The organism is Curtobacterium sp. 458 (assembly GCF_030406605.1).
Classification (GTDB): Bacteria; Actinomycetota; Actinomycetes; order Actinomycetales; family Microbacteriaceae; genus Curtobacterium.
Genome location: NZ_CP129104.1, coordinates 3,634,893 through 3,660,912, shown reverse-complemented (window position 1 = coordinate 3,660,912; position 26,020 = coordinate 3,634,893). Strand labels below are relative to the sequence as shown.

General features: G+C 71.5%; 28 protein-coding genes. 15 read left to right on the top strand and 13 right to left on the bottom strand.

What is annotated here, in order from left to right; all coding sequences use genetic code 11:
* Positions 1-28: 28 nt before the first annotated feature.
* A complete protein-coding gene (locus tag QPJ90_RS17590; RefSeq protein WP_290132415.1) occupies positions 29-1,204 on the bottom strand; it encodes a hypothetical protein in 1,176 nt (391 codons plus the stop codon).
* An 88-nt stretch (positions 1,205-1,292) separates the two neighbouring features.
* Positions 1,293-1,589, bottom strand: a complete 297-nt coding sequence (locus QPJ90_RS17585) for a hypothetical protein (protein ID WP_290132414.1) — start codon at positions 1,587-1,589, stop codon at positions 1,293-1,295.
* Between the two features lie 180 nt (positions 1,590-1,769).
* Between QPJ90_RS17585 and msrA the strand changes: the two genes are divergently transcribed.
* From msrA to QPJ90_RS17570, 3 genes are all read left to right on the top strand, one after another.
* Positions 1,770-2,297: a peptide-methionine (S)-S-oxide reductase MsrA gene (msrA, locus tag QPJ90_RS17580; RefSeq protein ID WP_290132413.1), complete on the top strand. Its 528-nt coding sequence runs from the start codon at positions 1,770-1,772 to the stop codon at positions 2,295-2,297.
* Between the two features lie 36 nt (positions 2,298-2,333).
* Entirely contained in the window at positions 2,334-2,579 is a 246-nt protein-coding gene (locus QPJ90_RS17575; protein ID WP_290132412.1) for a methyltransferase, read from the top strand.
* A gap of 157 nt (positions 2,580-2,736) precedes the next feature.
* On the top strand, positions 2,737-3,435 hold the full coding sequence (locus tag QPJ90_RS17570; RefSeq protein ID WP_290132411.1) for a single-stranded DNA-binding protein: 699 nt from the start codon (positions 2,737-2,739) through the stop codon (positions 3,433-3,435).
* Between the two features lie 75 nt (positions 3,436-3,510).
* On the opposite strand, the gene QPJ90_RS17565 is transcribed toward QPJ90_RS17570, so the two are convergent.
* On the bottom strand, positions 3,511-4,236 hold the full coding sequence (locus QPJ90_RS17565; RefSeq protein ID WP_290132410.1) for a hypothetical protein: 726 nt from the start codon (positions 4,234-4,236) through the stop codon (positions 3,511-3,513).
* 201 nt (positions 4,237-4,437) lie between these two features.
* Between QPJ90_RS17565 and ettA the strand changes: the two genes are divergently transcribed.
* Both ettA and QPJ90_RS17555 read left to right on the top strand, forming a co-directional pair.
* A complete protein-coding gene (gene ettA / locus QPJ90_RS17560; protein WP_290132409.1) occupies positions 4,438-6,123 on the top strand; it encodes an energy-dependent translational throttle protein EttA in 1,686 nt (561 codons plus the stop codon).
* 30 nt (positions 6,124-6,153) lie between these two features.
* The gene (locus QPJ90_RS17555; protein ID WP_290132408.1) at positions 6,154-6,609 is read left to right on the top strand and encodes a thioesterase family protein; all 456 of its coding nucleotides are present in this window, start codon (positions 6,154-6,156) and stop codon (positions 6,607-6,609) included.
* Positions 6,610-6,686: 77 nt separating this feature from the next.
* Here QPJ90_RS17555 and QPJ90_RS17550 read toward each other — a convergent pair whose 3' ends face one another.
* Positions 6,687-7,541, bottom strand: coding sequence for an acyl-CoA thioesterase II (locus tag QPJ90_RS17550; RefSeq protein ID WP_290132407.1), 855 nt, complete (start codon positions 7,539-7,541; stop codon positions 6,687-6,689).
* A gap of 44 nt (positions 7,542-7,585) precedes the next feature.
* Between QPJ90_RS17550 and QPJ90_RS17545 the strand changes: the two genes are divergently transcribed.
* The gene (locus QPJ90_RS17545) at positions 7,586-8,287 is read left to right on the top strand and encodes a hypothetical protein (RefSeq protein ID WP_290132406.1); all 702 of its coding nucleotides are present in this window, start codon (positions 7,586-7,588) and stop codon (positions 8,285-8,287) included.
* Positions 8,288-8,387: 100 nt separating this feature from the next.
* Positions 8,388-9,230, top strand: a complete 843-nt coding sequence (locus QPJ90_RS17540) for an NAD-dependent epimerase/dehydratase family protein (RefSeq protein ID WP_290132405.1) — start codon at positions 8,388-8,390, stop codon at positions 9,228-9,230.
* A gap of 100 nt (positions 9,231-9,330) precedes the next feature.
* Here QPJ90_RS17540 and QPJ90_RS17535 read toward each other — a convergent pair whose 3' ends face one another.
* The 3 genes from QPJ90_RS17535 to pepN all read right to left on the bottom strand — a co-directional run bounded on the left by QPJ90_RS17535 (position 9,331) and on the right by pepN (position 13,495).
* Entirely contained in the window at positions 9,331-9,801 is a 471-nt protein-coding gene (locus QPJ90_RS17535) for a globin (protein WP_290132404.1), read from the bottom strand.
* A gap of 10 nt (positions 9,802-9,811) precedes the next feature.
* Positions 9,812-10,873, bottom strand: coding sequence for a mechanosensitive ion channel domain-containing protein (locus QPJ90_RS17530; protein WP_290132403.1), 1,062 nt, complete (start codon positions 10,871-10,873; stop codon positions 9,812-9,814).
* Between the two features lie 81 nt (positions 10,874-10,954).
* Positions 10,955-13,495, bottom strand: coding sequence for an aminopeptidase N (gene pepN, locus QPJ90_RS17525; RefSeq protein ID WP_290132402.1), 2,541 nt, complete (start codon positions 13,493-13,495; stop codon positions 10,955-10,957).
* Positions 13,496-13,619: 124 nt separating this feature from the next.
* Between pepN and QPJ90_RS17520 the strand changes: the two genes are divergently transcribed.
* A complete protein-coding gene (locus QPJ90_RS17520; protein ID WP_290132401.1) occupies positions 13,620-14,261 on the top strand; it encodes a DsbA family protein in 642 nt (213 codons plus the stop codon).
* A gap of 236 nt (positions 14,262-14,497) precedes the next feature.
* Here the strand turns inward: QPJ90_RS17520 and QPJ90_RS17515 are convergent, their stop codons facing one another.
* A complete protein-coding gene (locus tag QPJ90_RS17515; RefSeq protein ID WP_290132400.1) occupies positions 14,498-15,025 on the bottom strand; it encodes a GNAT family N-acetyltransferase in 528 nt (175 codons plus the stop codon).
* On the opposite strand from QPJ90_RS17515, the gene QPJ90_RS17510 reads away from it, so the two are divergent.
* The 3 genes from QPJ90_RS17510 to QPJ90_RS17500 are packed head-to-tail and all read left to right on the top strand — an operon-like array spanning position 15,024 to position 17,091.
* Entirely contained in the window at positions 15,024-15,632 is a 609-nt protein-coding gene (locus QPJ90_RS17510) for an XRE family transcriptional regulator (RefSeq protein ID WP_290132399.1), read from the top strand. The two genes, QPJ90_RS17515 and QPJ90_RS17510, sit on opposite strands and share 2 nt — an antisense overlap.
* 22 nt (positions 15,633-15,654) lie before the next feature.
* A complete protein-coding gene (locus QPJ90_RS17505) occupies positions 15,655-16,143 on the top strand; it encodes a ribose-5-phosphate isomerase (protein WP_290132398.1) in 489 nt (162 codons plus the stop codon).
* Positions 16,144-16,161: 18 nt separating this feature from the next.
* Positions 16,162-17,091, top strand: a complete 930-nt coding sequence (locus QPJ90_RS17500; RefSeq protein ID WP_290132397.1) for a DNA-formamidopyrimidine glycosylase family protein — start codon at positions 16,162-16,164, stop codon at positions 17,089-17,091.
* A 6-nt stretch (positions 17,092-17,097) separates the two neighbouring features.
* Here the strand turns inward: QPJ90_RS17500 and QPJ90_RS17495 are convergent, their stop codons facing one another.
* Both QPJ90_RS17495 and QPJ90_RS17490 read right to left on the bottom strand, forming a co-directional pair.
* Positions 17,098-18,573 carry an amidohydrolase family protein gene (locus QPJ90_RS17495; protein ID WP_290132396.1) on the bottom strand — a complete coding sequence of 492 codons (1,476 nt, stop codon included), beginning with the start codon at positions 18,571-18,573 and terminating at the stop codon, positions 17,098-17,100.
* 8 nt (positions 18,574-18,581) lie between these two features.
* Complete coding sequence (locus QPJ90_RS17490; protein ID WP_290132395.1) at positions 18,582-19,277, bottom strand: FMN-binding negative transcriptional regulator; 696 nt, start codon at positions 19,275-19,277, stop codon at positions 18,582-18,584.
* Between the two features lie 33 nt (positions 19,278-19,310).
* Here QPJ90_RS17490 and QPJ90_RS17485 point away from each other — a divergent pair, with 33 nt between their 5' ends.
* On the top strand, positions 19,311-20,714 hold the full coding sequence (locus QPJ90_RS17485; RefSeq protein ID WP_290132394.1) for a serine hydrolase: 1,404 nt from the start codon (positions 19,311-19,313) through the stop codon (positions 20,712-20,714).
* 63 nt (positions 20,715-20,777) lie between these two features.
* Here QPJ90_RS17485 and QPJ90_RS17480 read toward each other — a convergent pair whose 3' ends face one another.
* Positions 20,778-21,353 carry a hypothetical protein gene (locus QPJ90_RS17480; RefSeq protein ID WP_290132393.1) on the bottom strand — a complete coding sequence of 192 codons (576 nt, stop codon included), beginning with the start codon at positions 21,351-21,353 and terminating at the stop codon, positions 20,778-20,780.
* Positions 21,354-21,448: 95 nt separating this feature from the next.
* On the opposite strand from QPJ90_RS17480, the gene QPJ90_RS17475 reads away from it, so the two are divergent.
* The 3 genes from QPJ90_RS17475 to QPJ90_RS17465 are packed head-to-tail and all read left to right on the top strand — an operon-like array spanning position 21,449 to position 24,498.
* Complete coding sequence (locus QPJ90_RS17475) at positions 21,449-22,960, top strand: sensor histidine kinase (protein ID WP_290132392.1); 1,512 nt, start codon at positions 21,449-21,451, stop codon at positions 22,958-22,960.
* 18 nt (positions 22,961-22,978) lie between these two features.
* Positions 22,979-23,641 (top strand): response regulator transcription factor, encoded by a 663-nt coding sequence (locus QPJ90_RS17470; RefSeq protein ID WP_290132391.1) that lies wholly within the window; start codon positions 22,979-22,981, stop codon positions 23,639-23,641.
* An 11-nt stretch (positions 23,642-23,652) separates the two neighbouring features.
* Positions 23,653-24,498, top strand: coding sequence for an EamA family transporter (locus QPJ90_RS17465; protein ID WP_290132390.1), 846 nt, complete (start codon positions 23,653-23,655; stop codon positions 24,496-24,498).
* A 123-nt stretch (positions 24,499-24,621) separates the two neighbouring features.
* Here QPJ90_RS17465 and QPJ90_RS17460 read toward each other — a convergent pair whose 3' ends face one another.
* A complete protein-coding gene (locus QPJ90_RS17460; RefSeq protein ID WP_193750422.1) occupies positions 24,622-24,774 on the bottom strand; it encodes a hypothetical protein in 153 nt (50 codons plus the stop codon).
* Between the two features lie 137 nt (positions 24,775-24,911).
* The gene (locus tag QPJ90_RS17455; RefSeq protein WP_290132389.1) at positions 24,912-25,949 is read right to left on the bottom strand and encodes a LacI family DNA-binding transcriptional regulator; all 1,038 of its coding nucleotides are present in this window, start codon (positions 25,947-25,949) and stop codon (positions 24,912-24,914) included.
* Positions 25,950-26,020: the final 71 nt, after the last annotated feature.

Here is a 26,020-nt window from a genome sequence, read left to right as displayed (position 1 = left end):
GCGGGTGCGGGTCTGGTGCCCGCGCGGGTCACTCGTCGTCGTCGGACGCGCGGCGGCGGATCTCGTTCGCGCTGATCGGTTGCGTGTAGGGCGCTTCGTCGGTCTCGTGTGCGTCGGCCGGCTCGGCGGCAGCGCCGTCGACCCGCGTGGGGACCGACTTCGTACTCGGCGCCGAGACCGTGGCAGCGGGACGGTTGACGTGTGCATCGGCAGCGGTCGGTCGAGCCACGGGCGGAGGCACCTCGCGGTCCTGCGTGCCGGGTCGTGCGGCGTCGTCCACGACGTCGGTCTCGTCGTCGTCGGTACGGCGCTGGGCGACCGGGTGGGCGGACACCGCCCGTGCGGGACCGGCCGACGCGCCGGGCGCAGGTGCGGACGTCGCCGGTGCGGAAGCGGCCGCTGCGGAGGCCGAGCGGGAGGCCGGGGAGCCGAGCGCCGGCCGGATCGGTGCCTGTGCGGACGAGCCGTCGCCGTCGGGCCGGGCCAGTCCGTCACCGTAGGGGCGGGTCAGGCCGTCGCCGAGCGGCGTGGTCGCTGCCGTGGCACCCGACGCGCCGGCAGCCGACGGGGCCGGGGCAGCGCCGGCTCCCGACCGGGGAGCGGGCCGCAGCGACGTCGTGGACGGCGTCTGCGCGTCGGACTGTCGAGCCGAAGCCTGGTCGGCGTTCCAGTCCTGCTGCCGCTTCACGAGTTCAGCGTCCGGGTCCGGGGACTCGAACTTCCACCGCTCGAGGTCGCTCTTGAAGAGCTTGCGCGCCCGGTTCGGCCGGGCCTGCCACTCGAGGAGACGGTCGCGGAACTCCGCGAGGGACTGTTCCGCCTGGAACGAGAAGGTCGACGAGTTCTTCTTGATGTCGGCGATCTCGTGTTGTGCCCAGTTCGCGGCCATCGGTGAACCGCTCACGGGCAGGAGCCGCAGCCGGACGTCGGCGTCCTCGGCCAGGTGGTCGGCGTAGGCGCGCTCGTCGTGCCCGAGCGACCCCCACGTCGCAGCCTTCCGTGCCGCGGAGATGATGGCCGCGACGGCGGCGTTCTTCGCCTCGCGCTCCTGCAGGGCGACGACCCGCTTGGTCGCGCCGCGGCCGATGAGCGCGGCGACGACACCGGCCACCACGATGGCGACGAAGGGGATGATGGCGCCCGACAGCACCCGCCATCCCGCGTCCGACGCGGTCCAGTCCATCAGGTCGTTCCACCAGTTCATGCGCGAACCGTACCGACCGTGCGGCGTGACGTCGTGGAGGCCACCCGGCGATCCGCACTTCCGCCGGACGGGCGCCGCGTGGAGCGCATCATCCCCACCGCAGGCAGTCCACGGCGTCGTCGGCGGACCACACGTCGGGGAACTCGACGAAGCGCCGCTCGGTGGCGACGTAGCGCCGTGCGCGGTAGGCGGTCCCGCCGGCGACGTCCACGCGGTCCACGTAGCCGACGATCTCGCCGTTGGCCCGGGTCACGCGGCTGAGGTCGTCCCGCACGTCGAGGATGCGGAGGTCGCCCCGACTGCGGGCGACGGAGGACGTGCGGAGCCGGAAGGCCGGTTCGGTAGAGGTGTGCTCGGTCGTGGTCGGCACGGTCGTGATCGGCACGGTGTCCTCCTGTGGTGCGTTCGATGTCTCCGTGGTTCGTGGGGACGACGCTACGGGCGACCACCGACACGCCGGGGCGAGCGCCCGGAACTGTGGACCTGCGTCTCCGGCCGCTCGCTGTGCAGGAGCGTCTCCCGACTCCCAGTGGGCCCGGACGTCGTGCGCGGTAGCGTGGGCGGCATGACGACCTTCGTGCTCGCTGGTGGATGCTTCTGGTGCCTCGATGCGGTGTACCGCACGCTCCAGGGCGTGCAGGACGTCGTGTCCGGGTACGTCGGAGGGACGACCGACGGCCCGACCTACGAAGCCGTCTGCACGGGCACGACCGGTCACGCCGAGGCCGTCGCGGTCACCTTCGACGAGTCGGTGCTGCCGGCCGACGTGGTGCTCGACGTCTTCTTCACGCTGCACGACCCGCGCCAGCTGAACCGCCAGGGGGCCGATGTCGGCACGCAGTACCGCTCGGCGATGTTCCCCGCGGACGACGGACAGCGTGCGCTGTTCGAGCGCGCGGTCGAACGCGCCTCGGATGTCTGGGACGGCGGTGTCGTGACGACCATCGAGCCGCTCACGACGTTCCACCGGGCGGAGGAGTACCACCAGGACTTCTTCGCGAAGAACCCCGGTCAGGGCTACTGCCTCGCGGTGGCGCTGCCGAAGGTGAACAAGGTCCGCAAGGCCTACAGTCAGTACATCCTGGCGTCCTAGCCACGGGCGTCGGGGCCACGAGGAGGTGGTCGATCGATGACGAACAACACGATGACGAACAGCACGACGGGTGACTCGACGACGAGTGACGCAGGCACCTGGGTGGCGGTGGGCCCGGCCGGCGCGGTCGGCAGCATCCACCGCGAGCCGGACGGCTTCCACGTGGAGCTGTTCGGGCGACGCGGTACCGGATCGGTGTTCCCGTCGCTGGACTCCGCCAAGAGCGCGGTCCACTCGGCGATGGGTCCGCTCGCGGACCGTCCGGAGTTCCGCGCGCACTGAGGGTGCGGACCACCGGCACCGCGGCGCCGTGGTCCACACGCTGACCCGGCCTGGGGGCACGGTTCGCCGTTCCTGCACAGGTCGCTCTGAGTGCTTCACGACTCACAGATCGAGGCCCGGGCCGCTGACGCGGCCCGGGCCTCGCGACGATCGGACCATGAACGACACGATCACGATCTGCGGCATCGTCGCCACCGAACCCCGGCACCTGGTCACCGACACCGGCGTCGCCATCACGAGCCTCCGTCTGGCCTCACCGTCGCGCCGGTTCGACCGCGCCACCGGCGTCTGGACGAACGGCGCGACCAACTGGTTCACCGTCACGGCCTTCCGGTCGCTCGCGGCGAACGTCCACAAGTCCCTGAAGAAGGGCGACCGCATCGTGGTGACCGGCCGGGTGCGCATCCGCACGTGGGAGCGGGACGGTCGCGGCGGCACCTCGGTCGAGGTCGACGCCGAGGGCATCGGGCACGACCTCGCGTGGGGCATCAGCAACTGGATCCGTGTCCCGCGCCAGGCGAACGAGGTCGCGGTCTCGCCCGTGGACAGCTCGCGGGTGGACCCCCAGACGGGCGAGGTCCACGGCCAGCACGACCCGGCCCTGCCCGACGACGACCCGGGCGTCGGTCCGGACGACCAGTCTGGTACCCGCGCGGGCGACGAGCCCGACGTCGAGCGGCTCCCGGACCCGGCCGAGGCGGATCGACACGCGGCGGCGATACTCGGCGAGCCTGCACCAGGCATGGGCTTCGCCACCGCTGGTCCGGCCCACGCGCTCCGGCCGGTCGGGCCCGATGCGGAGGACGTCGACGGGCACGAGCCGGAGGACCCGTACGTCGGCGGGGCTGCGGCCTGAACCCGTCCGACATCCCGCGTACCGGAGTGCCGGTCACTCGTAGGTGGCCGGCACTCCGGACGGGTGTTCAGCGGTTCAGCGGCCGTTCCAGTACTGGGCGATCATCGCGATGCCCGAGACCTGGTCCGTGTCCCAGTTGCGACCCGACCCGAGGCCCGAGACCCGGCCGTCGATCGCGAAGCTCGCTCCTTGCTGCTTGGCGGAGTTCGTCTGCTTCGCCTTGAGTCCGTGGAAGGAGAAGCCCGTGTTCCAGGTGCCGTTCAGACCCTTGCGTCCCGAGACGTTGCCGACGGCGATGCTGACGTTCTGCACCGTCGAGTGGACGACGTCGCCGTTCAGGCGGGCGTTCGCCTCGGCGTTGAAGAACAGCCGCGGCTCGAGGTTGACCTTCACGGTGGCGACCGTTCGGTGGTTGACACTCAGCGCGACGGTGTCGTTCGTCCACCAGCGGAGGCCCACCGGGGTGAGGTTGTTCGACGCCGCGTTGAGGTAGCCGTACGTGAACTTGCCGTTCTGCACGCGCTCCCAGATGTAGCGGGGCTTGCCCTTGCTCTGGGGTGAACCGGAGTCGGACTGGATGCCGAACGAGATCGCGTTGTTGTGCGCGTCGTGGATGTTGATGTAGGAGGAGTAGCCCGTGCCGGACCCCTTGGCGCTGATGTTCGCCGTGTAGGTCACGTAGGGCGTGCCCGACGGGGTCGTGATGGCCGACGCGGGGGCTGCTGGGGTGGACACCGCGATGCCCAGCGCGAGCGCGCCGATGAGGGGCAGCATGAGGCGTCGGAGTCGGTTGTTCGCCATGAGGTCCTGGTCCTGGTCCTGATCGAAGCCGTGCTGGTGGTTTCGGGTCCCGCCGGCGAGTGATGCAGGTACCGTACGTCGGCCGACCGCGGCCTGTCAGCCCCCGAACGGGTCCGTGCGTGTTCCGGCGGACCCGGTCACCCCGTCCTGGCACCGCCCGCCGCGCGGTCCGTCGCTCGGGTCACTACACTTGACCGCGATATGGCTGAGTACATCTACCAGATGGTCCGCGCCCGCAAGTCGGTCGGCGACAAGCTGATCCTCGACGACGTCACGATGTCGTTCCTCCCCGGCGCGAAGATCGGCGTCGTCGGGCCGAACGGTGCGGGCAAGTCGACGATCCTGAAGATCATGGCGGGTCTCGACCAGCCGTCCAACGGCGAGGCGAAGCTGACCCCCGGTTTCACCGTCGGCATCCTCATGCAGGAGCCCGAGCTGGACGAGGACAAGACCGTCCTCGAGAACGTCCAGCAGGGCGTCGGTGAGATCCACGGCAAGGTCGTCCGCTTCAACGAGATCTCCGCCCTCATGGCAGAGCCCGACGCGGACTTCGACGCGCTCCTCGCGGAGATGGGCACGCTGCAGGAGGAGATCGACGCCGCCGACGCGTGGGACCTCGACTCGCAGCTCGAGCAGGCCATGGCCGCGCTCCAGTGCCCCCCGGGGGACGAGATGGTCACCCACCTGTCCGGCGGTGAGAAGCGTCGCGTCGCCCTCTGCAAGCTCCTCCTGCAGAAGCCCGACCTGCTGCTCCTCGACGAGCCCACCAACCACCTCGACGCCGAGTCCGTGCTGTGGCTCGAGCAGCACCTGCAGCAGTACCACGGTGCCGTCCTCGCGGTCACCCACGACCGGTACTTCCTCGACCACGTCGCACAGTGGATCGCCGAGGTCGACCGCGGACGCCTGTACCCGTACGAGGGCAACTACTCGACGTACCTCGAGAAGAAGCGCGCCCGCCTCGAGGTCCAGGGCAAGAAGGACGCCAAGCTCGCGAAGCGACTGTCCTCGGAGCTCGACTGGGTGCGGAGCAACCAGAAGGGCCGTCAGGCGAAGTCGAAGGCTCGTCTCGCCCGCTACGAGGAGATGGTCGCCGAGGCCGAGCGCACGCGGAAGCTCGACTTCGAGGAGATCGTGATCCCGGTCGGGCCGCGCCTCGGCTCGCAGGTGATCGACGCCGAGAAGCTGCACAAGCAGTTCGGTGAGCGCGTCATCATCGACGACCTCTCCTTCACGCTGCCCCGCAACGGCATCGTGGGCGTCATCGGCCCGAACGGCGTCGGCAAGACCACGCTGTTCAAGACGATCGTCGGCCTCGAGCCGCTCGACGGCGGCACGCTGAAGATCGGTGAGACGGTCGACATCTCCTACGTCGACCAGAGCCGCGGCGGCATCGACCCGAACAAGAACCTGTGGGAGGTCGTGTCCGACGGGCTCGACTACATCCAGGTCGGCAAGACCGAGATCCCGTCGCGCGCCTACGTGTCGCAGTTCGGCTTCAAGGGCCCGGACCAGCAGAAGAAGGCCGGTGTCCTCTCCGGTGGTGAGCGGAACCGTCTCAACCTGGCGCTGACGCTCAAGCAGGGCGGCAACCTCCTCCTCCTCGACGAGCCGACGAACGACCTCGACGTCGAGACGCTCGGCAGCCTCGAGAACGCGCTGCTCGAGTACCCGGGCTGCGCCGTGGTGATCACCCACGACCGGTGGTTCCTCGACCGCATCGCCACGCACATCCTCGCGTGGGAGGGCCTGAACGAGGACGGCACACCGAACTGGTACTGGTTCGAGGGCAACTTCGAGGCGTACGAGGAGAACAAGATCGAGCGCCTCGGCGCCGACGCCGCGAAGCCCGGTCGCGCGACGTACCGCAAGCTCACCCGCGACTGACCCGTGGCGGTGTTGCACGCTCCGATCCGCATGCGGTGGAGCGACATCGACGCGTACGGGCACGTCAACAACTCCGCGATGCTGCGTCTCCTCGAGGAGGCGCGCATCGTGGGGTTCTGGGGTGCCGACCCGGACGAGGTCGGTGCGGACGGCTCGATCCCCGAGCCGATCATCGACGGCCGACCGGGTTCGGGCACGATGACCGTGATCGCGGCGCAGCGGCTCGAGTACCTCGCGTCGATCCCGTACTTCCGCCAGCCGCTCGACATCCGGATGTGGATCGGCCGGATCGGTGGCGCGAGCATCGACGTGTCGTACGAGGTGTGGACCCCGGTCGGTCACGAGCCCGCCGAGCTCTACACCCGTGCGACGACGGCCCTCGTGATGGTCGACGCCGAGACGAACCGGCCGCGGCGCCTGACCGAGGCCGAGCGTGCGGCCTGCGAACCGTACATCCAGGACCCGGTGCGGTTCTCCCGCCCCTGACCCGCACCGGCGACCGACACCGGCCCGGTCCGGCCCTGCCCGGCCCCGTCCGGCCCGGACCGGCCTGTCGTCCAGTGTCAGCGCGGGACGCGCATCATCCCCTCCTGCGCGACGCTCGCCAGCAGCCGACCGTCGCGCGAGAACATCCGGCCGAACGCGAGTCCCCGACCGCCCTGCGCGCTCGGGGACTCCTGCGTGTAGAGGATCCAGTCGTCGGCGCGGCCGTCCCGGTGCCACCACATCGCGTGGTCGAGGCTCGCGCTCTTCACTCCGGGCGTGCCCCAGGCCACCCCGTGGCGACGCATCACGGGCTCGAGGATCGAGAGGTCGCTCGCGTACCCGAGGACTGCGCGGTGCAGTGCCGGGTCCTCCGGCAGGTCGCCGTCCACCCGGAACCACACGGCCTGGTGGGGGAGACGCTCGCCCTCCACGTCGACGAACACCGGACCCTCGACGTGCCGGAGGTCGATCGAGCGCTCGGCCCAGGCTCGGGCGACCGGGTGGTCGATCGCGCTCAGGATCGAGGCCGCCGACGGCAGGTCCTCCGGAGCCGGGGTGTCGACCGGGAACGGGTCCTGGTGCTCGACGCCGTCGTCGGGCCGCTGGAACGAGGCGATCATCGAGAAGATGGGTACGCCCCGCTGGTACGCCTGCACCCGCCGGGTCGCGAACGACCGGCCGTCGTGGATCCGTTCGACGCCGAACGTGATCGGGAGCTCGGTGTCACCGGGTCGGAGGAAGTACCCGTGCATCGAGTGGATGTCGCGGTCATCGATGGTCGCCTGTGCCGCGACGATGCACTGCGCGAGCACCTGCCCACCGAAGACGCGGCCGTTCGGTGACCAGTGGCTGGCCCCGGTCAGGATCGTCTCACCCGTGCTCGCGCCGGTGTCGTCGAGCCGCAGGGTCCGCAGGAAGTCCGGTTCGCTCACGGGCACATCCTACGAAGCGGGCGCCCCGGTAGGATCCAGAGGACATGGGCACCACCTTCACCCTCCCCGACGTCGCCTCGCTCGGTGACCTCCGCACCTACCTCGGACGCGCCGCCCGGGTCGAGGACGGCTCGGTCCGACTCATCGCCGACTCCGGCGTCCTGGCGGTCTACACGGCGATCCTCTACCCGCTGGGGCTGCTCGACGAACTGCCGACCGTCCTCGGGCTCCGCACGTTCTCGCTCGCCGAACCCACCACGATCGACGCGGTCGTGCCGCTCGCCTCGCTGCAGGAGCGCCTCCGGCTGCTGGCCGAGGCGCAGGACGCCGAGCACGCCGAGGGTGCCGACCCGACCCGAGCGACCCCCATCGAGGTCGAACTGCCGCTCGAGGTCAACACGGTCACCTGGGCAGCGATCTCCCCGCCGCGCGGTGGGTGGGTCCCGCTGCCCGACGTCTCGTCGGAGCTCCTCAAGCGCGCCGCGAAGGCCGGCATCGCCGAGGTCGCCGAGGCCGTCCCGTCGAACGCCGGGGACGCCATCGTCCGCCGGGTCCGCTCCGAGGTCTGGGGCCGACCGATCCCGATGATCGAGCACCTGCCGGCGGGCGCCGGGTTCGCGGGGGAGAGCCTCGGGTTCCTCGGGCACGACCCCGTCCGGGTGTTCGAGACCGGCCCGTGGAGCCGCCTCACGACGTCCCGAGGACACGTGCTCGTGAAGCGCCGGGCCTGGTCCCTCAGCTCCTGACGGACCGCGCGTCCGCGCCGGCGGCGACCAGCGTGACCACGAGCACGACGACCAGCGCGACCGCCAGCGCGCACCGGGAACGGCGTGGTTGGCTGGACGCATGCACGTCTTCCTCACCGGCGCCTCCGGCTACATCGGTTCCTCCGTCCTCCGTGCCCTCATCGCCCACGGGCACGAGGTCACCGCGATCGTCCGCTCCGACGAGAAGGCCCAGCGGGTCCGTGACGCCGGCGGCCACGCGATCGTCGGGGACGTCACGGACACGGACGTCGTCGAGCGACTCGCGCACGAGAGCGGCGGCGTCGTGCACACCGCCTCGGCCGAGGACGTCGACCCCGGGTTCACCGCCACGGTCCTCCGCGCGTTCGAGGGCACCCCGAAGCCGTTCGTGCACACCGGCGGGATCTTCACCTTCGGCAACTCGACGGATATCTCCGAGCAGTCGCCGATCGACCCGCCCTCGCTGACCGCCTGGCGCGTCGCGAACGAGGCCGCCGTCCGGTCGAGCTCGGCGCACACGACCATCGTCGCCCCCGGCATCGTCTACGGCCGCGGTGCCGGCATCCCGGCGATGTTCGTCGGCGACGGCGAGCACGAGGTCCGACTCGTCGGCGACGGCTCGCAGCGGTGGACGACGGTGCACATCGACGACCTCGGCGAGCTGTACGTGCTGGCGCTCCACCGTGCCGAGCAGGACGGCTACGTCGTCGCCGCGACCGGGGACAACCCGACGCTGCGCGAGATCGCGGAGGCCGGAGCGCACGGGTCGCCGGTGGTCGCGGAGAGGGTCGACGAGTCCCGCAGCCGCCTCGGTGACGCCTTCGCGGACGCGCTGCTGCTCCACCAGGAGGCGTCCGGCGCGCACGCGCGCGCCGCGTTCGGGTGGAACCCGACTCGCCCCTCGCTCGTCGAGGACATGGCCGACGGGTCGTACGTGCGCTGACGTCGCCCCCGGCGTCGTCCCGGCCACCCACCGGACGGGAGGCGCGGGTCGTCGCCGCCCCGCGCCTCCCGTCCGGTGTCTGATGACCGTCCGACGGACGTCAGTCGAACGTGTTCGTCATCGCGTGCGCGGCGCGGTCGAGGTAGCCCCAGAGCTCGGCCTCGTCGAGGGGCGCGAGCCCCAGCGACTCGACCGCCTCGTGCATGTGGTGGAGCCAGCGCTCGCGGGCCTCCGGCGTGATGCGGAAGGGGTTGTGCCGCATGCGGAGGCGCGGGTGACCGCGCTCCTCGCTGTAGGTGCCCGGACCGCCCCAGTACTGCTGCAGGAAGGCCGACAGCCGCCAGATCGCGCCCTCGAGGTCGTCGGCCGGGTACATCGGCCAGATGACGTCGTCCTGCTGCACACCCTCGTAGAACCGCCGGACGAGCCGGTCGAAGGTCGGCGCACCGCCGATGCGGTCGTACAGCGAGCCGGTCGCCGAGACGCCGTGCTCACCGACGCGGAGGGTGATCGGCTGTGCGGGTACGCCACCGGGGCGGGGCGTGCTGGTCGGGGCGACGTCGTCGGTCATGCGGTGCGGCTCACTTCTGGTCGGTCGTGTCGTCGTCGGTGCGGATGGCCTGACCGAGCAGGTTGCGCTTCGGCTTCCGTGACTTCGTCGGGGCGGGGGTCGGCTGGGTCCGGACGGTGCGGAGGCCGTTGATCGAGGTCGCGTTCTCCCAGCCGGCGGGCATGATCATCGCCATCGCGGGCAGGGTCACCCCGAGCTCGTCGACCGAGCGCTTCAGCCGGATCCGGAGCTCGCGGCCGACGGCGTCGAGCTCGGACGCGCGGGTCTTGACGACCAGGCGGAACACCATGCCGGCGTCGGTGATCGACTGCAGGCCCCAGATCTCCGGCTTCTCGACGATGCGCTGCCGCCAGCGGGGCTCCTGCGACATCGTCACCGCTGCCTTGAGGAGGGCATCCTGCACGGCGTCGATGTCGGTGTCGTACGGGACGGTGATGTCCACGAGGACGCGCGACCACCCCTGCGAGAGGTTGCCGACGCGGAGGATCTGGCCGTTCGGCACGAACCAGAGGATGCCGTTCACGTCGCGGATCTGCATCACGCGGAGTCCGACGTTCTCGACGACGCCGGTGGCCTGCCCGGTGTCGACGACGTCGCCGACGCCCGCCTGGTCCTCGAGGATCATGAAGACGCCGGACAGCAGGTCCTTCACGATGCTCTGCGCGCCGACCGCCAGGCCGGCGGCCACGAGTGAGGCGCCACCGACGATGCCGACGGCGGCGTTCGGGAGTACCTGGGGGATGATGACCGCGAGCGCGATGATCACCACGACCACGGTCGCGAGGTTCTCGAGCACGCTCCCGAGCGTGCGGGTGCGCTGCACGACGCGTGCGGCCTGCACCGGTGAGGCGATCAGGGCCTGGGTGTCGTCCGTTCCCTGTCGCTTCTTCACACCGAGCACGACCCGGTCCACGACGCCCTTGATCGTCCGACGGAGGAGCAGCCGGACGATGATCGCGACCACGATCGTCACCACGATGACGATCGGGATGCGCCACACCGTGACGAACTCGGTGAAGTTGTTCGAGATCCACTTCGAGGTCTCGTCGGTCCCTGCAGCCAACAACATCATCCGAACGATGCTAGAGGGCGGGGCCTTGGCGTCCCGTGAGGAACACCGAGACCCCGCCCGTCAGCGGTCAGTGCCGGCGGCTCAGGCGTCCGCCGCCTGGACTCGGAGCGCCCGCTCGGTGCCCGCGAGGTTCTCGGTCACGATGCGGCGCAGCGCCGGCGTCTCCGGGTTCGCGTCGAGCCAGGCCCGAGCGGCGTCCCGCAGCTCGACCGAGGCGAGCGGCGCCGGGTAGAGCCCGGTGACGATCGTGTCGGCCATGTGGTAGCTGCGCTCGGCCCAGATGCGGGTGAGGACGTCGAAGTACTTCGGCACGAGGCCCTCGAGCACGACCGGGCTGTTGACGTGCTGGTACCCGACCGTGGTCTGGCGGACGATCGCGTTCGGCAGCGCGTCCGAGTCGACGAGCGACGAGAACGCGGCGAGCTTGCCCTCCGCCGTCGGGATCGACGCGCGGGCGCGGGCAGCGGCCTGCTCGCCGGACGCGGTCTTGTCCGCCGCGAGCTCGGTGTCGACGTCCGACCCGTCGGCAGCACCGGCGAGCACGAGGCCCTCCAGCAGCTCCCAGCGGAGGTCGGTGTCGACCTCGAGCCCGTCGAGCGCGACCGAACCGTCCCGCAGCCCACGGAGGGTCGCGACGTGCTCGGGAGTCGACGGGATCTGCGCGAAGAACTTCACGAACTGGAACTGTGCGTCCGAGCCGGCCTCGGCCTCGGTCGCGAGGGTCCACAGCGTGTCGCCGACCTGCCGGATCGTCGCCTCGGACTTCGCCGGTGCGACGTAGTTGCGGGCGGTGAGCAGCAGCTGCGACAGCGTCGTGCGGATCGTCGTCGACTCGGTCTCGCTCGCGATGTTGCCGAGGACGAGGCGCACGTAGTCGCTCGCGGGGGCCTCGGCGTCGCGCGTGGCGTCCCAGATGGCACCCCAGACGATCGAGCGCGCGAGCGGGTTCGCGATGTCGGCGAGGTGCGCGATCGCGGTCTGGCGGGACTGCTCGTCGAGGCGGATCTTCGCGTAGGCGAGGTCGTCGTCGTTGAGCAGCACGAGGTCGCCGCGGTGGACGCCGACGAGCTCCGGGACCTCCGTGCGAGCGCCGTCGACGTCGATCTCGACGCGGTGGGTGCGCTCGAGCTTGCCGCCCTCGGCCGCCGCGTAGACGCCGATCGCCAGACGGTGCGGGCGGAGCGTCGGGTACTCGGAAGGAGCCTCCTGCAGGACCGCGAACGACGTGATGGTGCCGTCCGCGTCGACGTCGAACTCCGGGCGGAGCGTGTTCACGCCCGCGGTCTCGAGCCACAGCGCCGACCAGTCCGAGAGGTCGCGGCCGCTCGTGGCCTCGAGCTCGACGAGCAGGTCACGCAGCTCGGTGTTCCCGTGGTGGTGCTTCTTGAAGTACGCCGAGACCCCGGCGAAGAAGGCGTCGATGCCGACCCACGCGACGAGCTGCTTGAGGACCGAGCCGCCCTTCGCGTAGGTGATGCCGTCGAAGTTGACCTGGACGTCCTCGAGGTCGTTGATCGTCGCGACGATCGGGTGCGTCGAGGGCAGCTGGTCCTGCCGGTACGCCCACGACTTCTCCATCGCCTGGAACGTGGTCCACGCCTCGGTCCACTCGGTGGCCTCGGCCGTCGCGATGGTGGAGGCCCACTCGGCGAAGGACTCGTTGAGCCAGAGGTCGTTCCACCACTTCATCGTGACGAGGTCGCCGAACCACATGTGCGCGAGCTCGTGCAGGATCGTGACGACCCGGCGCTCCTTGATGGCGTCGGTGACCTTGGAGCGGAACACGTAGGTCTCGGTGAAGGTCACCGCGCCCGCGTTCTCCATGGCGCCGGCGTTGAACTCCGGCACGAAGAGCTGGTCGTACTTCTCGAACGGGTACGGGACGTCGAACTTCTCCTCGTAGTAGGCGAAGCCCTTCTTCGTGATGTCGAACACGTACTCGGGGTCGAGGTACTCGGCGAGCGACTTCCGCGCGAACACGCCGAGGGGGATCGTCCGGCCGTCACGGCTCGTCAGCTCGTCCCGCACGACCTCGTACGGGCCGGCGACCAGCGCGGTGATGTAGCTCGAGATCGTCGCGGTCGGGGCGAACGACCACGTCGCGACGTCGCCGTCGACGTGCGGCTCGGGCGTGGGGGAGTTCGACACGACCTGCCAGCGGGCGGGTGCCGTGACGGTGAAGGAGAACTCGGCCTTGAGGTCGGGCTGCTCGAACACGGCGAACATGCGTCGCGAGTCCGGGACCTCGAACTGGGAGTACAGGTACACCTCGTCGTCGACGGGGTCCACGAAGCGGTGCAGGCCCTCGCCCGTGTTCGTGTACAGCGCGTCGGCGACGACGACGAGCTCGTTCTGCTCCTGCAGCCCGTCGAGCTGGATGCGGACGCCGTCGTTCACCGCGGCGACGTCGAGCGCGGTGCCGTTCAGGGTGACGGAGTGCACGGTCTTCGTGATCGCGTCGATGAAGGTCGAGGCCCCGGCGGTCGCGGTGAACCGCACGCGCGTGGTGCTGCCGAAGGTCTCGGCGCCGCGGGTGAGGTCGAGCTCGACGTCGTACGACTGCACGTCGACGACGTTCGCGCGTTCCTGGGCTTCGATTCGGGTGAGGTTCTCTCCGGGCACGGACGCTCCAACTTCCACTGTGGACGCGGACGGTCGTTGTCCGCGTGCGAGGGGTCCCGGCGCGGCGTCGTGCACCGGCGGGACGGTCGACTCCAGCCTAGCGAGCGCGCGTACGCTCGCATCCGTGACCGACACGACTGTGGACAACACCTCCCAACGAACCGCCGTGGACTTCTGGTTCGACCCGAACTGCCCGTGGGCCTGGATGACGAGCCGGTGGGTGGGCGAGGTCGAGCGGCAGCGCCCGATCGACGTCACCTGGCACGTGATGAGCCTGTTCGTGCTGAACGAGCACCAGGACGTCCCGGAGGACTACCGCGAGCGCCTCACGAAGGGGCAGGTCTACCCGCGCATCGTCGCCGCCGCGCGGCTCCGGCACGGGGACCAGGTCGTGAAGCCGCTCTACGACGCCCTCGGGGAGCACGTCCACCACCGCCAGGAGAGCGACCCCGAGCAGGTCGTCCCCGCCGTGCTCGCGGAGCTCGACCTCGACGCGGACCTGCTCGAGTACGCCTGGACGGACGAGGTCGACCAGGCCGTCCGCGCGAGCCACCAGGACGGCATCGACCGCGTCGGTCAGGACGTGGGGACGCCGGTGATCGCCGTCGACGGCACCGCGTTCTTCGGACCGGTCATCTCCCCGGCTCCGAAGGGCCAGGAGGCGCTCGACCTCTGGGACGGCGTCGTCGCGGTCGCGAAGTACCCGGGCTTCTTCGAGCTCAAGCGCTCGAGGACCGTCGGCCCGATCTTCGACACCACCGCCTGACGCGCGGGGCGGTCGGCCGGGAGGCGCGGGTCGCCCCCGCCCCGCCGCACGCGTGGTGCGGATGGTCGCCGCACAACCGAAGACGCGCGGAACCATGTGATCGTCCGGTTCGGTCTGACTTTGGTTGTGCAGGAGCGCAGGAGCGCATGGGCGCGGGAGCGCGGGAGCGCAGGAGCGCGGGGCGGCCGGGAGGCACGGATCGCTCCCGCCGCGCGGCTGCGGCTCCCGGGGGCGGTTCAGTCGAGCGACAACCGCATGAGCGTCAGGTCGAGCCAGCGGTCGAACTTCCGCCCCACCTCGGGCAGCACGCCCACGGTGGTGAACCCGAGGCGCTCGTGCAGCGCGATCGATCCGGTGTTCGACGAGCAGATCCCCGCCATCATGACGTGGTGGCCGTCCGCTCGTGCCCGGTCGACCAGGGCGCGCATGAGCACCGTCGCGACACCGCGCCCGCGGAACCGGTCGACCACGTAGACGCTGTGCTCGACCGTGTGCCGGTAGCCCTCCTTCGGTCGGAACGGCCCGTAGGTCGAGTACCCGGCGACGACGCCGTCGACCTCCGCGACGAGGACCGGGAAGCCGTCGGCTCGTCGCTCCGCGAGCCAGGTGTCGAACCACGCGCGCGGCTGCGGCTCGTCCTGCCAGATCGCGGTGGAGTGCAGGACGGCATCGACGTGCAGCGCGTGGACGACGTCGAGGTCGCGCGGCTCGCAGTCCCGCACCGAGACCGGGCCCACTCCGTTCGTCGCATATGCTGTCGCCATGTCTCACATCGTAGACGACGAGTCGGACCTCGCGGAACGGGCCCTCGGCGAGCGACTCCAGCGGCTGCGGACCGAGCGGAAGTGGAGCCTCACCGAGCTCGCCGAGGAGTCGGGCGTCTCCCGCGCCATGATCAACCGCGTCGAACGCGGGGTGTCCAGCCCGACCGCGACGATCCTCGGGCGGCTCTCCGGGGCGTTCGGGCTCACGGTGTCACAGCTCCTCGACGAGAGCCTCGAACACGAGGTGCCCAGGGCGAGCGATCCCGACGAGGCGCGCGGCGTCCAACGCGGCGCGACCGCGGATTCCTGGACCGACCCCGACACCGGGTACCGGCGCCGTCCCGTCTCGAGTGCGGACTTCCCCGCGGACGTGACCGAGGTGCGCCTCCCGGCCGGCCGCGAAGTGGCCTACCCGGCGTCCGCGTACGCCTTCCTGCGGCACTGCATCTGGGTGCTCGACGGCACCCTCGAACTCGTCGTCGGCGACGCGGTGACCCGCCTCGGGACGGGGGACCGGATCGAGCTCGGCGAGCCGGCCGACGTCGTCTACCGGAACACCGGCGACGAGCCCACGCGGTACGTCGTGGTCGTGGTCAGGGGTCGGTAGGCGCGGGAATAGGATCGAGGCCATGCGCATCCACCTCGGAACGGACCACGCCGGCCTCGAGTTCAACAAGACCCTCGCCCAGCACCTGACGGAGGCCGGGCACGAGGTGGTGGACCACGGGCCGACCGAGTACGACGCGCTCGACGACTACCCCTCGTTCTGCATCAACGCCGCGCACGCCGTGGTGCAGGACCAGCGTGCCGGGGTCGAGGCCCTCGGCGTCGTGTTCGGCGGCTCGGGCAACGGCGAGCAGATCGCCGCGAACAAGGTCGAGGGCGTCCGCGCCGCGCTCGTCTGGAACGAGTCGACCGCGCTGCTCGCCCGCCAGCACAACGACGCGAACGTCATCTCGATCGGCGCCCGCCAGCACACCGAGGACGAGGCCATGCGCTTCGTCGACCTCTTCGTCGCGGAGCCCTTCTCGGGCGAGGAGCGCCACGCCCGTCGCATCGCGCAGCTGGCGGAGTACGAGACGACGGGGCACATCGCCGGTAAGCAGATCGACGAGTAGGCCGGGTAGACAGGCTCCATGCCCGAGGGTCACTCCGTCCACCGCATCGCCAACCAGTTCACCCGGCACTTCGTCGGCAAGCGCTGCGAGGTCTCCAGTCCGCAGGGGCGCTTCGCCGCCGGGGCCGAACGGCTCGACGGCGCGCGGATGGTCGCGGCCCGCGCGGTCGGCAAGCAGATGTTCCTCGAGTTCGAGGGCGACCTGTTCCTCCGCGTGCACCTCGGCCTGTACGGCGCGTGGGACTTCGCGGGCGTGATCTCCTCGGCCGAGGCGCTGTCCGAGGACGGCGACGGCGAGGAGTCGCTCTCGTCCATCGGCGCGCCGCGGCTGGCCCGCTACCGGATGGCCGAGCAGGAGAAGGCGGAGGACCCGATCGAGTCGTTCCCGCCGGACCCGGTCGGACAGGTGCGCGTCCGCATCCTCACGGAGGACACCGTCGCCGACCTCCGCGGCCCGACGGCGTGCGTCGTCGAGGACCCGGCCGGCGTGCAGCAGGCGCTCGACAAGCTCGGCCCGGACCCGATCAACGACGACGGGCCAGAGGCCGAGAAGACCTTCGTGGAGAACGTCCGAAAGCGCCGCGTCGCGATCGGGCAGCTGCTCATGGACCAGTCGGTGGTGAGCGGGATCGGCAACATCTACCGTGCCGAGCTGCTGTTCCGGCAGCGCATCGACCCGTACAAGCCGGGGAACACGCTGACGGTCAAGCAGGCGAAGGCACTGTGGCAGGACTGGTCGGTGCTCCTCCACGCGGGTGTCCGTGACGGCCTCATGCTCACAATGGACGGCCTCTCGAAGGCCGAGCACGCCAAAGCCGTGCGGTCGCGGAAGGACCGCCACTGGGTGTACCACCGCCAGGGCGAGCCCTGCCGGGTCTGCGGCACCGAGGTCCGGATGGCGGACATGGCCGGCCGCAAGCTGTACTGGTGCCCGAAGGACCAGAAGTAGCCCGGGTCACACGTCGAGGTACGTGAACCGCCCCGCGATCGCCGTCCCGAGCACGGGCATCCCGCGCAGCTCGGTCGACGAGGACGCCGCGAGCGGATCGGCCCCGAGCAGCACCAGGTCCGCCGCGTCACCGACGGACACACCGACCCGCCGGCCCTCGGTCGACCCGCGCCACGCGGTCACCGCAGCGAGTCGCTCGGCGGGGTGCCACGGCTCGCGGCCGTCACGGTCGCGCCCCACCGCGGCAGCCATCGACACCCAGGGGTCGAGCGGTGCGACGGGCGCGTCCGACCCGAGCAACAGCGTCGCACCGGCACGGTCGAGGGACGCGAACGGGAACGCCCGGTCCGTCGCACCAGCCCAGTGGCGGTCCGCGATGTCCCGGTCGTCCATCGCGTGCTCGGGCTGCACGGACGCCGCCACGCCGAGCCGGGCGAACCGCTCGACGTCGTCCACCTCGAGGAGCTGGGCGTGCTCGATCGTGCCGCGGGCACCGACGGCCTCGAACACGTCGAGCGCGAGGGTGTTCGCCCGGTCGCCGATCGCGTGCACCGCGGGGACGAGTCCGGCATCGACGGCGCGGCGGACCATCGCGACGAGGTCCTCGAACGCGTACGCGAGCACACCCTCGCCCGAGGCCATCGCCGCGGTCCTCGTGCCGAGCGACCCGTCGGTGATCACCTTGAACGGACCCATCCGGACGAGGCCCCGGGTGCCCGGGACGCCGTCGCCGCTCCGCAGCCCCCGCTCGATCGCCGCGTCGAGCTCGCCCGGGTACACGCCGGAGTCGACCCGCAGGCCGTCGGTGCCGGCCTGCACGCGCCGCGTCCACCGGTCGATCCCGAACACCATCTCGAGGTCGCGCACCCGCGTCACGCCGCGCGCCGCAGCGGCCTCGACGGCGTCCGCGACGTAACCGTCGAGCACGTCGTCCGGCACACGCGACAACGCGCCGGTCACGTCGAACGCGTCCTGCTCGCGCAGGACGCCGTCCTCGCCCGCCGCGAGCGGCCGGCCGACGAGCGCGGCGAAGTGCTGCAGCGCGAGGGCGTTGCACCACACGGCGTGCAGGTCCGCACTGATCACGACGACCGGGAGGCCCGGTGCGGCCTGGTCGAGCAGCGCACGTCGCGCGGGGCGTGGCCACATCCCGTCTCGGTAGCCGTGGGCGACGAGCACACGGTCCGTCACGCCGGTCCGGGCCGCGTCCGCCAGGAGGGCGGCGGTCGCCTCGGCGGAGTCACAGCCGGAGACGTCGACCCGCCGGCGCACGAGCGCCCACTGGTCGAAGTGCACGTGGTGGTCGACGAGCCCAGGGCCGAGCCACGCGCCGGACGCCTCGACGACGTCGGTGTCGGGGCCGGACGGCTCGAGCGTCCCGGCCGGGGCGATCGCGGTGACCCGCCCGTCGACGACACGGACGTCGGACGGGGCGCCCGAGGTGCCCACCCGGCGGACGGTGCGGAGCAGTGTCTCGGTCATCCCCACCGTCACGGCCGGTCCGCCGCTGGCGCGTCGGCCCGGAACCGGCGGCGTGGGCCCTGCGCCTCCCGGCCGGTCACGCGTACGGCGTGTGCTCTGGCCATCTCGTCGCCGAGCGCCGGCGACGCGTAGGGGCCGTCGCCACGGAGGCCCGCGATGATCCGCTCGACGACCTCGGGTGCCTTGTTCTGCGACAGCTTGGCGCGGGCGTCGAACCGGGTGACGCGGATGCGGATGCCCACGGTGCCGAGGGCGATGCGGCGGGCGGTCTCCTGGTCGACGTCGAGGGAGACCGGTTCCGGCATGCGCTGCTCGAAGTGGTCGACGAGTTCGCCGAGGACGCGGAAGTTCTCGTCGTCCGAGAGGATCTCCGGCGTGCCCCAGCAGTGGGCGGTGACGTGGTTCCAGGTCGGGACGAACTGCTCGGGCGGGTACCAGGCGGGGGAGACGTAGCCGTGCGGTCCCTGGAACACGACGAGGACCTCGTGCTGCCCGAGCTCGTGCGCGACCTCGTCGGGGCGGCCGACGTGGGAGACGAGGACGATCTCGTCGTCGCCGCCCGCCGTGGTGTCGAGCAGCACCGGGTAGTGCGAGGCGACGAGCCCGGCGTCGGTGTGCGACACGATCGTGGCCCACGGACTCGCGGCGATGAGCCGACGGACCTCGGCGACGTCGGTCATGAGGAAGTGGGGTGTGTGCCGCATGGGTCGAGCGTGGCACATGCCAGGGTGGAGCACATGACGAACCGCGCCGCGTACGAGACCGTCCTGCCGTACATCCGCGAGTGGGTGTCGTACAAGGTCTGGCAGCTCCGGGTGCCCGGCGTGCAGGTCGCGATCGGGTTCCGCGGTGAGGAGCTGTTCTCGGAGGCGTGGGGCTGGGCCGACGTCGAGGCGCGGCGACCCCTCACCACGACGAGCATCTTCCGGATCGCCTCGCACTCGAAGACGTTCACCGCCACCGCACTCCTGCAGCTCGCCGAGCGCGGGGCGATCCGGCTCGACGACCCGGTCGGTCGGTACGTCCCCGCACTGGTGGAGGGCGGATCGCCGATCGCCGACGCGACGATCCGGGAGCTCATGGAGATGGGCGCCGGCGTCATCCGGGACGGGCACGACGGGGACCACTGGTCGCAGCTCCGCCCGTTCCCCGACGAGGACGAGCTGCTCGCGCTGGTGCTCGACCGTGGGCAGAAGGCGCCGGCAGGGTCGTCGTTCGGCTACTCGAACCTCGGCTACGCGCTGCTCGGGCTCGTCGTCCAGGCGGCGAGCGGGCAGTCGTACGGCGAGTTCGTCCGGAGCTCGATCGTCGACCCGCTCGGGCTGACCGGCACCGGCCCCGACTGGGACCCGACCCGCGCCGACGAGTTCGTCGTCGGCTACTCGGGCCTGCACGACAGCCGGACCCGGCACCGCCTCGAACACGTCGACACCCGGGCGTTGGCAGCGGCGACGGGGTTCCACGGCACCGCGTCCGACCTGGTCCGGTACTTCTCCGCGCACGTCATCGGTCAGGGCGACCTGCTGACGGACCACTCGAAGCGCCTTGCCCAGCGCGTGGCGTGGAGCCCGACCGACACCGAGGGCACCCGCGGCTACGGTGCCGGCTTCATCACCGACACCCAGGGCGGCCGGGCCGTCCGCGGGCACTCGGGCGGGTTCCCGGGACACATCACGCAGTCCTGGTTCGACCCGGAGTCCGGGCTCGTCGTCTCGGTCCTCACGAGCGCCGCGGCCGGCCCAGCGACCCTCATCGCGAACGCGGCCATCGCCCTGCTCGACGCGGCCGCGGACGCCTCGGCACCGGGGACGCCCATCCCGACGGGCGTCGACCCGGAGACGTACACCGGTCGGTTCGCGAACCCGTGGGGCATCACCGACGTCGCCCGGGTCGGGGACCGCCTGCTCGCGATCGACCCGATGACGCCAGCACCGCTCGAAGGGGTCACCCGACTCGAGGTGGTCGACGCCGACACCCTGCGCATGACGGCCGGTCCGCGCTTCGGCTCGATCGACGAGGACGTGACCTACGACCGAGCGGCCGACGGCTCCGTCCGCTCGATCCGGGGCGGCGGCGGCATGACCGAGTCGGCGTGGACGCTCCCCGACGAGTCCCCGGAGACTGCCGCGGCACTCGCCTGACGTCCCGGCGCCCGCCGAACCGCGCGGCGTCCGCGACGCTGCCCGGCGGGTGTTGAGGACCGGTCAGCGGACCTCGGCGGTCGACCAGAGCGTGCGTGCGACGTCGCGCACCGGGCGCAGGAGCGGCGGCAGGAAGAGCACGGCTGCGGCAGCGTAGGCCACGGCCTGCACGACACCGGGCGCCAGGACGATGACGTTCAGGGCGGCCTGCGACACCGCCGCGAGCGGCGCGAACCAGCTCAGTGCGAAGTGCGCCACCACCAGGAGCCCGCCGCCGAGGGCCACGATCCACCCGAGGGCCCGTCGGAAGCCCGACGAACCGCGGACCACCTGGACACCGAACGCCAGGAGGAGCACGACCGCGACGAGCGCCACGAACGACCCCACGATGCCGGGCACGGGCCACGAGACCGCGTACAGGAGCGTGGCGAGCGCGAAGGTCACCGTCGCCCGAGCGCGGGTCCGCCAGGCCGCCACGAGGACGACCACGGCGCCGAGGCCGCCGAGGACCGCGCCGGTGACGAGCCAGGTCTGCGGGACGAACACGATCGTCGCCTCCAGCGCACCCCGGGCCGCCGGAGCGAGGGCCGCGACCACGGCAGCGAGTGCGATCCAGCGTTCCCCCGTGCTCCTGTGCATGACCGCAGCGTACGCCCGGGCGGGGGATAACCCCACCCCGAGTCCGGGAGACGGCAGGATGGGACGGGGACGGCCCCGACGCGAGGCTTGGTGTCATGACCGACACCGCCCGCCTCGACCAGGCCGAGACCGTCCCGCTCAACGACTCGCTGCCGACAGGAGCCACACGACCCATGCCCGAGCAGCCGACCCCGCCACCCGGCTGGCAGGGCACTCCGCCGCCGTCCCAGCAACCGCCCGTGACCGGCGGTCCGGGTGCGGGGAGCGCAGGCGTCGGGGGTACCGGCTCCGGGATGACCGCCGGGGCGTTCTACCGTGATGCCTGGCGTCGCCTGCCCCGCGACTTCGGCTACATGGCCCTCACCGCGGTGCTGCTCTGCACCCTCTACGCGGCGTTCCCCGCGGCGGTGTTCGGCGGTGGCTTCCGCGACCTGTTCAACCCGTTCGTCCTGCTCATGTTCTTCATCGCGCTGTTCATCGCGCGGTGGCTCGGGCAGTTCGAGAAGCTCCGCATCGGCTGGGCCGACAAGCGCCCGATCCGTCCGGTGGACTGGACGCCCCGGTGGCAGCAGAACTGGTGGACCCGCACCGGTTCGGCCGTCGCCAACCCGCACTACTGGCTGTACCTGCTGCACGCCGCCGTGGTCTACCCGATCGCCGCGCTCGTCACCGTCGGTGTCGGTGCTCTCCTCATCGCCGGCTTCACCTGGCCGATCGTCGTCGGCGGGATCGCCGTCCTGAACCGGGCGTCGGCCGGGTACTTCGGCGGTCTCGACAGCGCCTCGGTCGTGACGCTCGGGTTCCTCGGCCTGCTCTCGATGGCGGCGTCGGTCGCGCTGTTCCCGCTCTGGGCGCGCGGCTCCGTACTCGCGCACTGGTGGATCGACTTCGGCCTGCTCGGCGGCTTCCGTGCCGAGGTCCTCGAGCGCCGCGTGGCGGGACTCCAGGCGTCCCGTGCCGGCGCCGTGACCGCCGAGGGGCAGGCGCTCCGGCAGATCGAGCGCGACCTGCACGACGGCCCGCAGCAGCGCCTCGTCCGGCTCCGGATGGACCTCTCCGCGGCCGAGCGTGCGATCGACAAGGACCCGGCGAAGGCCCGGCAGCTCATCGGCGAGGCCTCGACGCACGCGCAGGACGCCCTCGACGAGCTGCGGGCGCTGTCCCGCGGGTTCGCACCGCCGATCCTGCTCGACCGCGGGCTCGTCGCCGCCCTCGAGGCCCTCGTCGCCCGGACGCCGATCCCCGTCGGGCTCGAGGTCCGCCTGCCGGACGGCCTGGAGCTCGCGACCGAGATCCAGCGCAACGTGTACTTCACCGTGAGCGAGCTGCTCACGAACACGACGAAGCACGCCGGAGCCTCCACGGCGGCGGTGTACCTCGGCCTCGTGGTCGATGCCTCGGGTGTCTGGTACCTCACCGTCAGCGTCACCGACGACGGCCGCGGCGGTGCCCGTCCCGAGGAGGGCCACGGCATCGAGGGGCTGATGGGCCGGATGCGCGCCCTCGACGGCGAACTCACCGTGTCGAGCCCGGAGGGTGGCCCGACCGAGGCCACCGCCCGCATCCCGCTCGGTGCGCTGAACGGGGTGCCGGTCCAGCACCGGTAGGTCGGTAGGATCGTCGGCATGAGCGACGGCCCGGGTGCAGCACGCATCCGGGCCGTCGTCGTCGACGATGCCGTGCTCCTCCGCGAGGGCCTGGCGCGCGTGCTCGACGAGGCAGGCATCGACGTCGTCGGACAGCACGCCGACGCGGCCTCGTTCCTGGCAACGCTGCCGGAGGACGCCCCCGACGTGGTGGTGATGGACGTCCGGATGCCCCCGACCTTCACGGACGAGGGGGTCCGGGCAGCGGTCGAGACCCGACGTGTGAGCCCGCGCACCGGTGTCCTCCTGCTCTCCCAGTACGTGGAGGCCACCTACGCCGAGGACGTCCTCGCCGCCGGGGCGACCGGCATCGGCTACCTCCTCAAGGACCGCGTGACCCGGCTCGAGGAGATCGACGACGCGGTGCGTCGGATCGCCTCCGGCGGGACGGTCCTCGACCCCGAGGTCGTCACGCAGCTCATGAGCCGCCGCCGCGACCCGCTCGCGGCCCTCACACCGCGTGAACGGGAGGTCCTGGGACTCATGGCCGAGGGGCGCACGAACGCGGCCATCGCCCGCGCGCTCGTCATCGGCACCGGGGCCGTGGAGAAGCACGTGTCGAGCATCTTCGGCAAGCTCGCCCTCGAGGACACCGGGGAGGACCACCGCCGCGTCCTCGCCGTGCTCGCCTACCTCGGCTGAGCGCGACACCCGTGACGCGCGTCCCCGCCCCGCTCCTCGCCCTCGCGGCGATCGTCTCCGTCCAGCTCGGTGCGGCGATCGCGAAGACCCGCTTCGACGAGGTCGGTTCCGTCGGGGCCGCGGCGCTCCGCCTGGTGATCGGTGCCGTCGTCCTCGCCCTCGTCGTGCGGCCACGGGTGCGGCACTGGACACGAGCGCAGTGGCTCGGCGCCGTCGCACTCGGGGTCGCGCTCGGCGGCATGAACGTCTTCATCTACGTCGCGTTCGCGAGCATCCCCATCGGGGTCGCGGTGACGATCGAGTTCCTGGGGCCGCTCACCCTCTCGCTCGTGCACACCAGACGTTGGCGGGACGCGCTCTGGGCCCTGCTCGCGCTCGCCGGCGTCGTGCTGCTCGGGGTCGGGCCGTCCGCCGTCACGTCCGTGGCCGGGGTGCTCTTCGCGGTCCTCGCGGCGGGGTGCTGGGCGGGCTACATCGTGATGAACCGGCACGTCGGGCAGGCGATCCCCGGCGTGGACGGCCTCGCGGTGTCGATGCTCGTCGCGATGCTGGTGGCGCTGCCGTTCGGTGCTGGCGAGGCCGTGCGTGGTGTCGCGGCGGATCCGTCGCTGCTGCTCGTGTTCGGCGCCGTCGCGGTCCTGTCGAGCGTGCTGCCCTACGCGCTGGAGATGCTCGCGCTCCGCCGGATGCCGACACGGGTGTTCGGTGTGCTGCAGAGCCTCGGGCCGGCGATCGCGGCGCTGGCAGGACTGGTCGTCCTCGCCGAGGGACTGTCGGCCCAGGAGGTGGCGGCGCTCGCCTGCGTGACGGCCGCGAGCGTCGGCGTCACGCTGTCCGCACGCCGCAGGCGCGCCTGAAGCTGCCGGAGACGGTGGTCAGGGACAGTGCGGGGGGAAGTGGCCCGGACTCGGACCGGAGGCCCGCACCACGTTCCGTACGGACGGAACGCGAGCAGGGCCTCCAGTCCGGACAAGACCCGCCTACTCGTCGCGGAGGAAGTCCGCGTACGTGGGTTCTGACGACTCACCCGACAGGAGCGACGGGTCGTTGACCCGACGTTCGACGTAGGCCGAGATGACCTCGGGCGGGGTGAGCACGTGCGCGACCCAGGACGGCACCTCGCTCTTCTTCATGGTGCCTCCTTCCAGTACGTTGCTCGCGTGACCGAAAGTCTCGATCATCGAGTTACTTGCAGTACCGGTGTGGCGTAAACGATCCTCGGGATGTCCGCACATGTCAATGCAGTGCGTTGTGCGGACTCCGGTAGGCGTCACCGTGCGTCGCGGACCGTCCCCGTGGACTCGCGCACACTGAGCGTCAGGGCCGGTCCGGGCTGGGACGGCAGGGGTCCCGGTGCGTCGATCTGGGCGCGGAGCAGGGTGGCCGCACGCTGCCCGAGCTCGACCGTGTCGCGGGTGAGCGAGGTGATCGCCGGCCGCACGAGCCGGACCATCGCGGAGTCGTCGAACGACACGATCGACACGTCGCCGGGGACGTGCACGCCCATCTCGCTCGCCACCCCGAGCCCGGCGACGGCGAGGACGTCGTTGTCGTAGACGATCGCGGTCGGGCGGTCCCGGCGGGACAGGAGCTCCCGGGTGGCCCGGGCGCCCGCCTCGGCCGAGTAGTCGGTCGGCACGGACACCGCGTCCTCGAGGTCGCCGGCGACGGCGAAGGACCGCACCCGCTCGATCCGCATCGCGGTGTGCTCGTACTCCGGACGCCCGGCGACGTGCGCGATCCGCCGGTGTCCGAGCGCGAGCAGGTAGCGCAGGACGGTGTCGGTCGCGTCGGAGTCGTCGATCCAGACCGACGGGGCCGAGCCCGCGGGGGACGGGTGCGACCCCACGACGACGGTCGGCATCCCGAGCTCGGCGAGCAGGGCCAGCCGCGGGTCGTCGCGGCGCGGGTCGATGACGATGACGCCGTCGACCCGGTGCCCGCGCCACCAGTCGCGGTAGGTCGCCAGTTCCTCGTCCGCGTCACGGGCGACGAGGAGGTTCATGCCGACGTGGCTGCCGGCGAGCCCGAGCTGGATGCCGGAGATGAGGTCGCCGAAGAACGACTCGGTGCCGAGTGTGCGCGCGGGGCGGTTCAGCACGAAGCCGATCGACCCCGCCTTCGCGCCACCGAGTGCGCGCGCAGCGGTGTGCGGCTGCCAGTCGAGCTCGCGGGCGATCTGCTGCACCCGGAGCCGGGTCTCGGGGGAGACCCCGGGACGGTCGTTGAGCGCGAAGGAGACCGCGCTGATGGACACGCCGGCACGCGCTGCGATGTCGGCGATCGTCGTCCGGCGTTTCGGGGCCACGGCTTGACTATAGCGTTTTAGTCGTGCATCGTCGCTGCCACGCGCTGGTTCGGCGACAGCAACTGAACCGT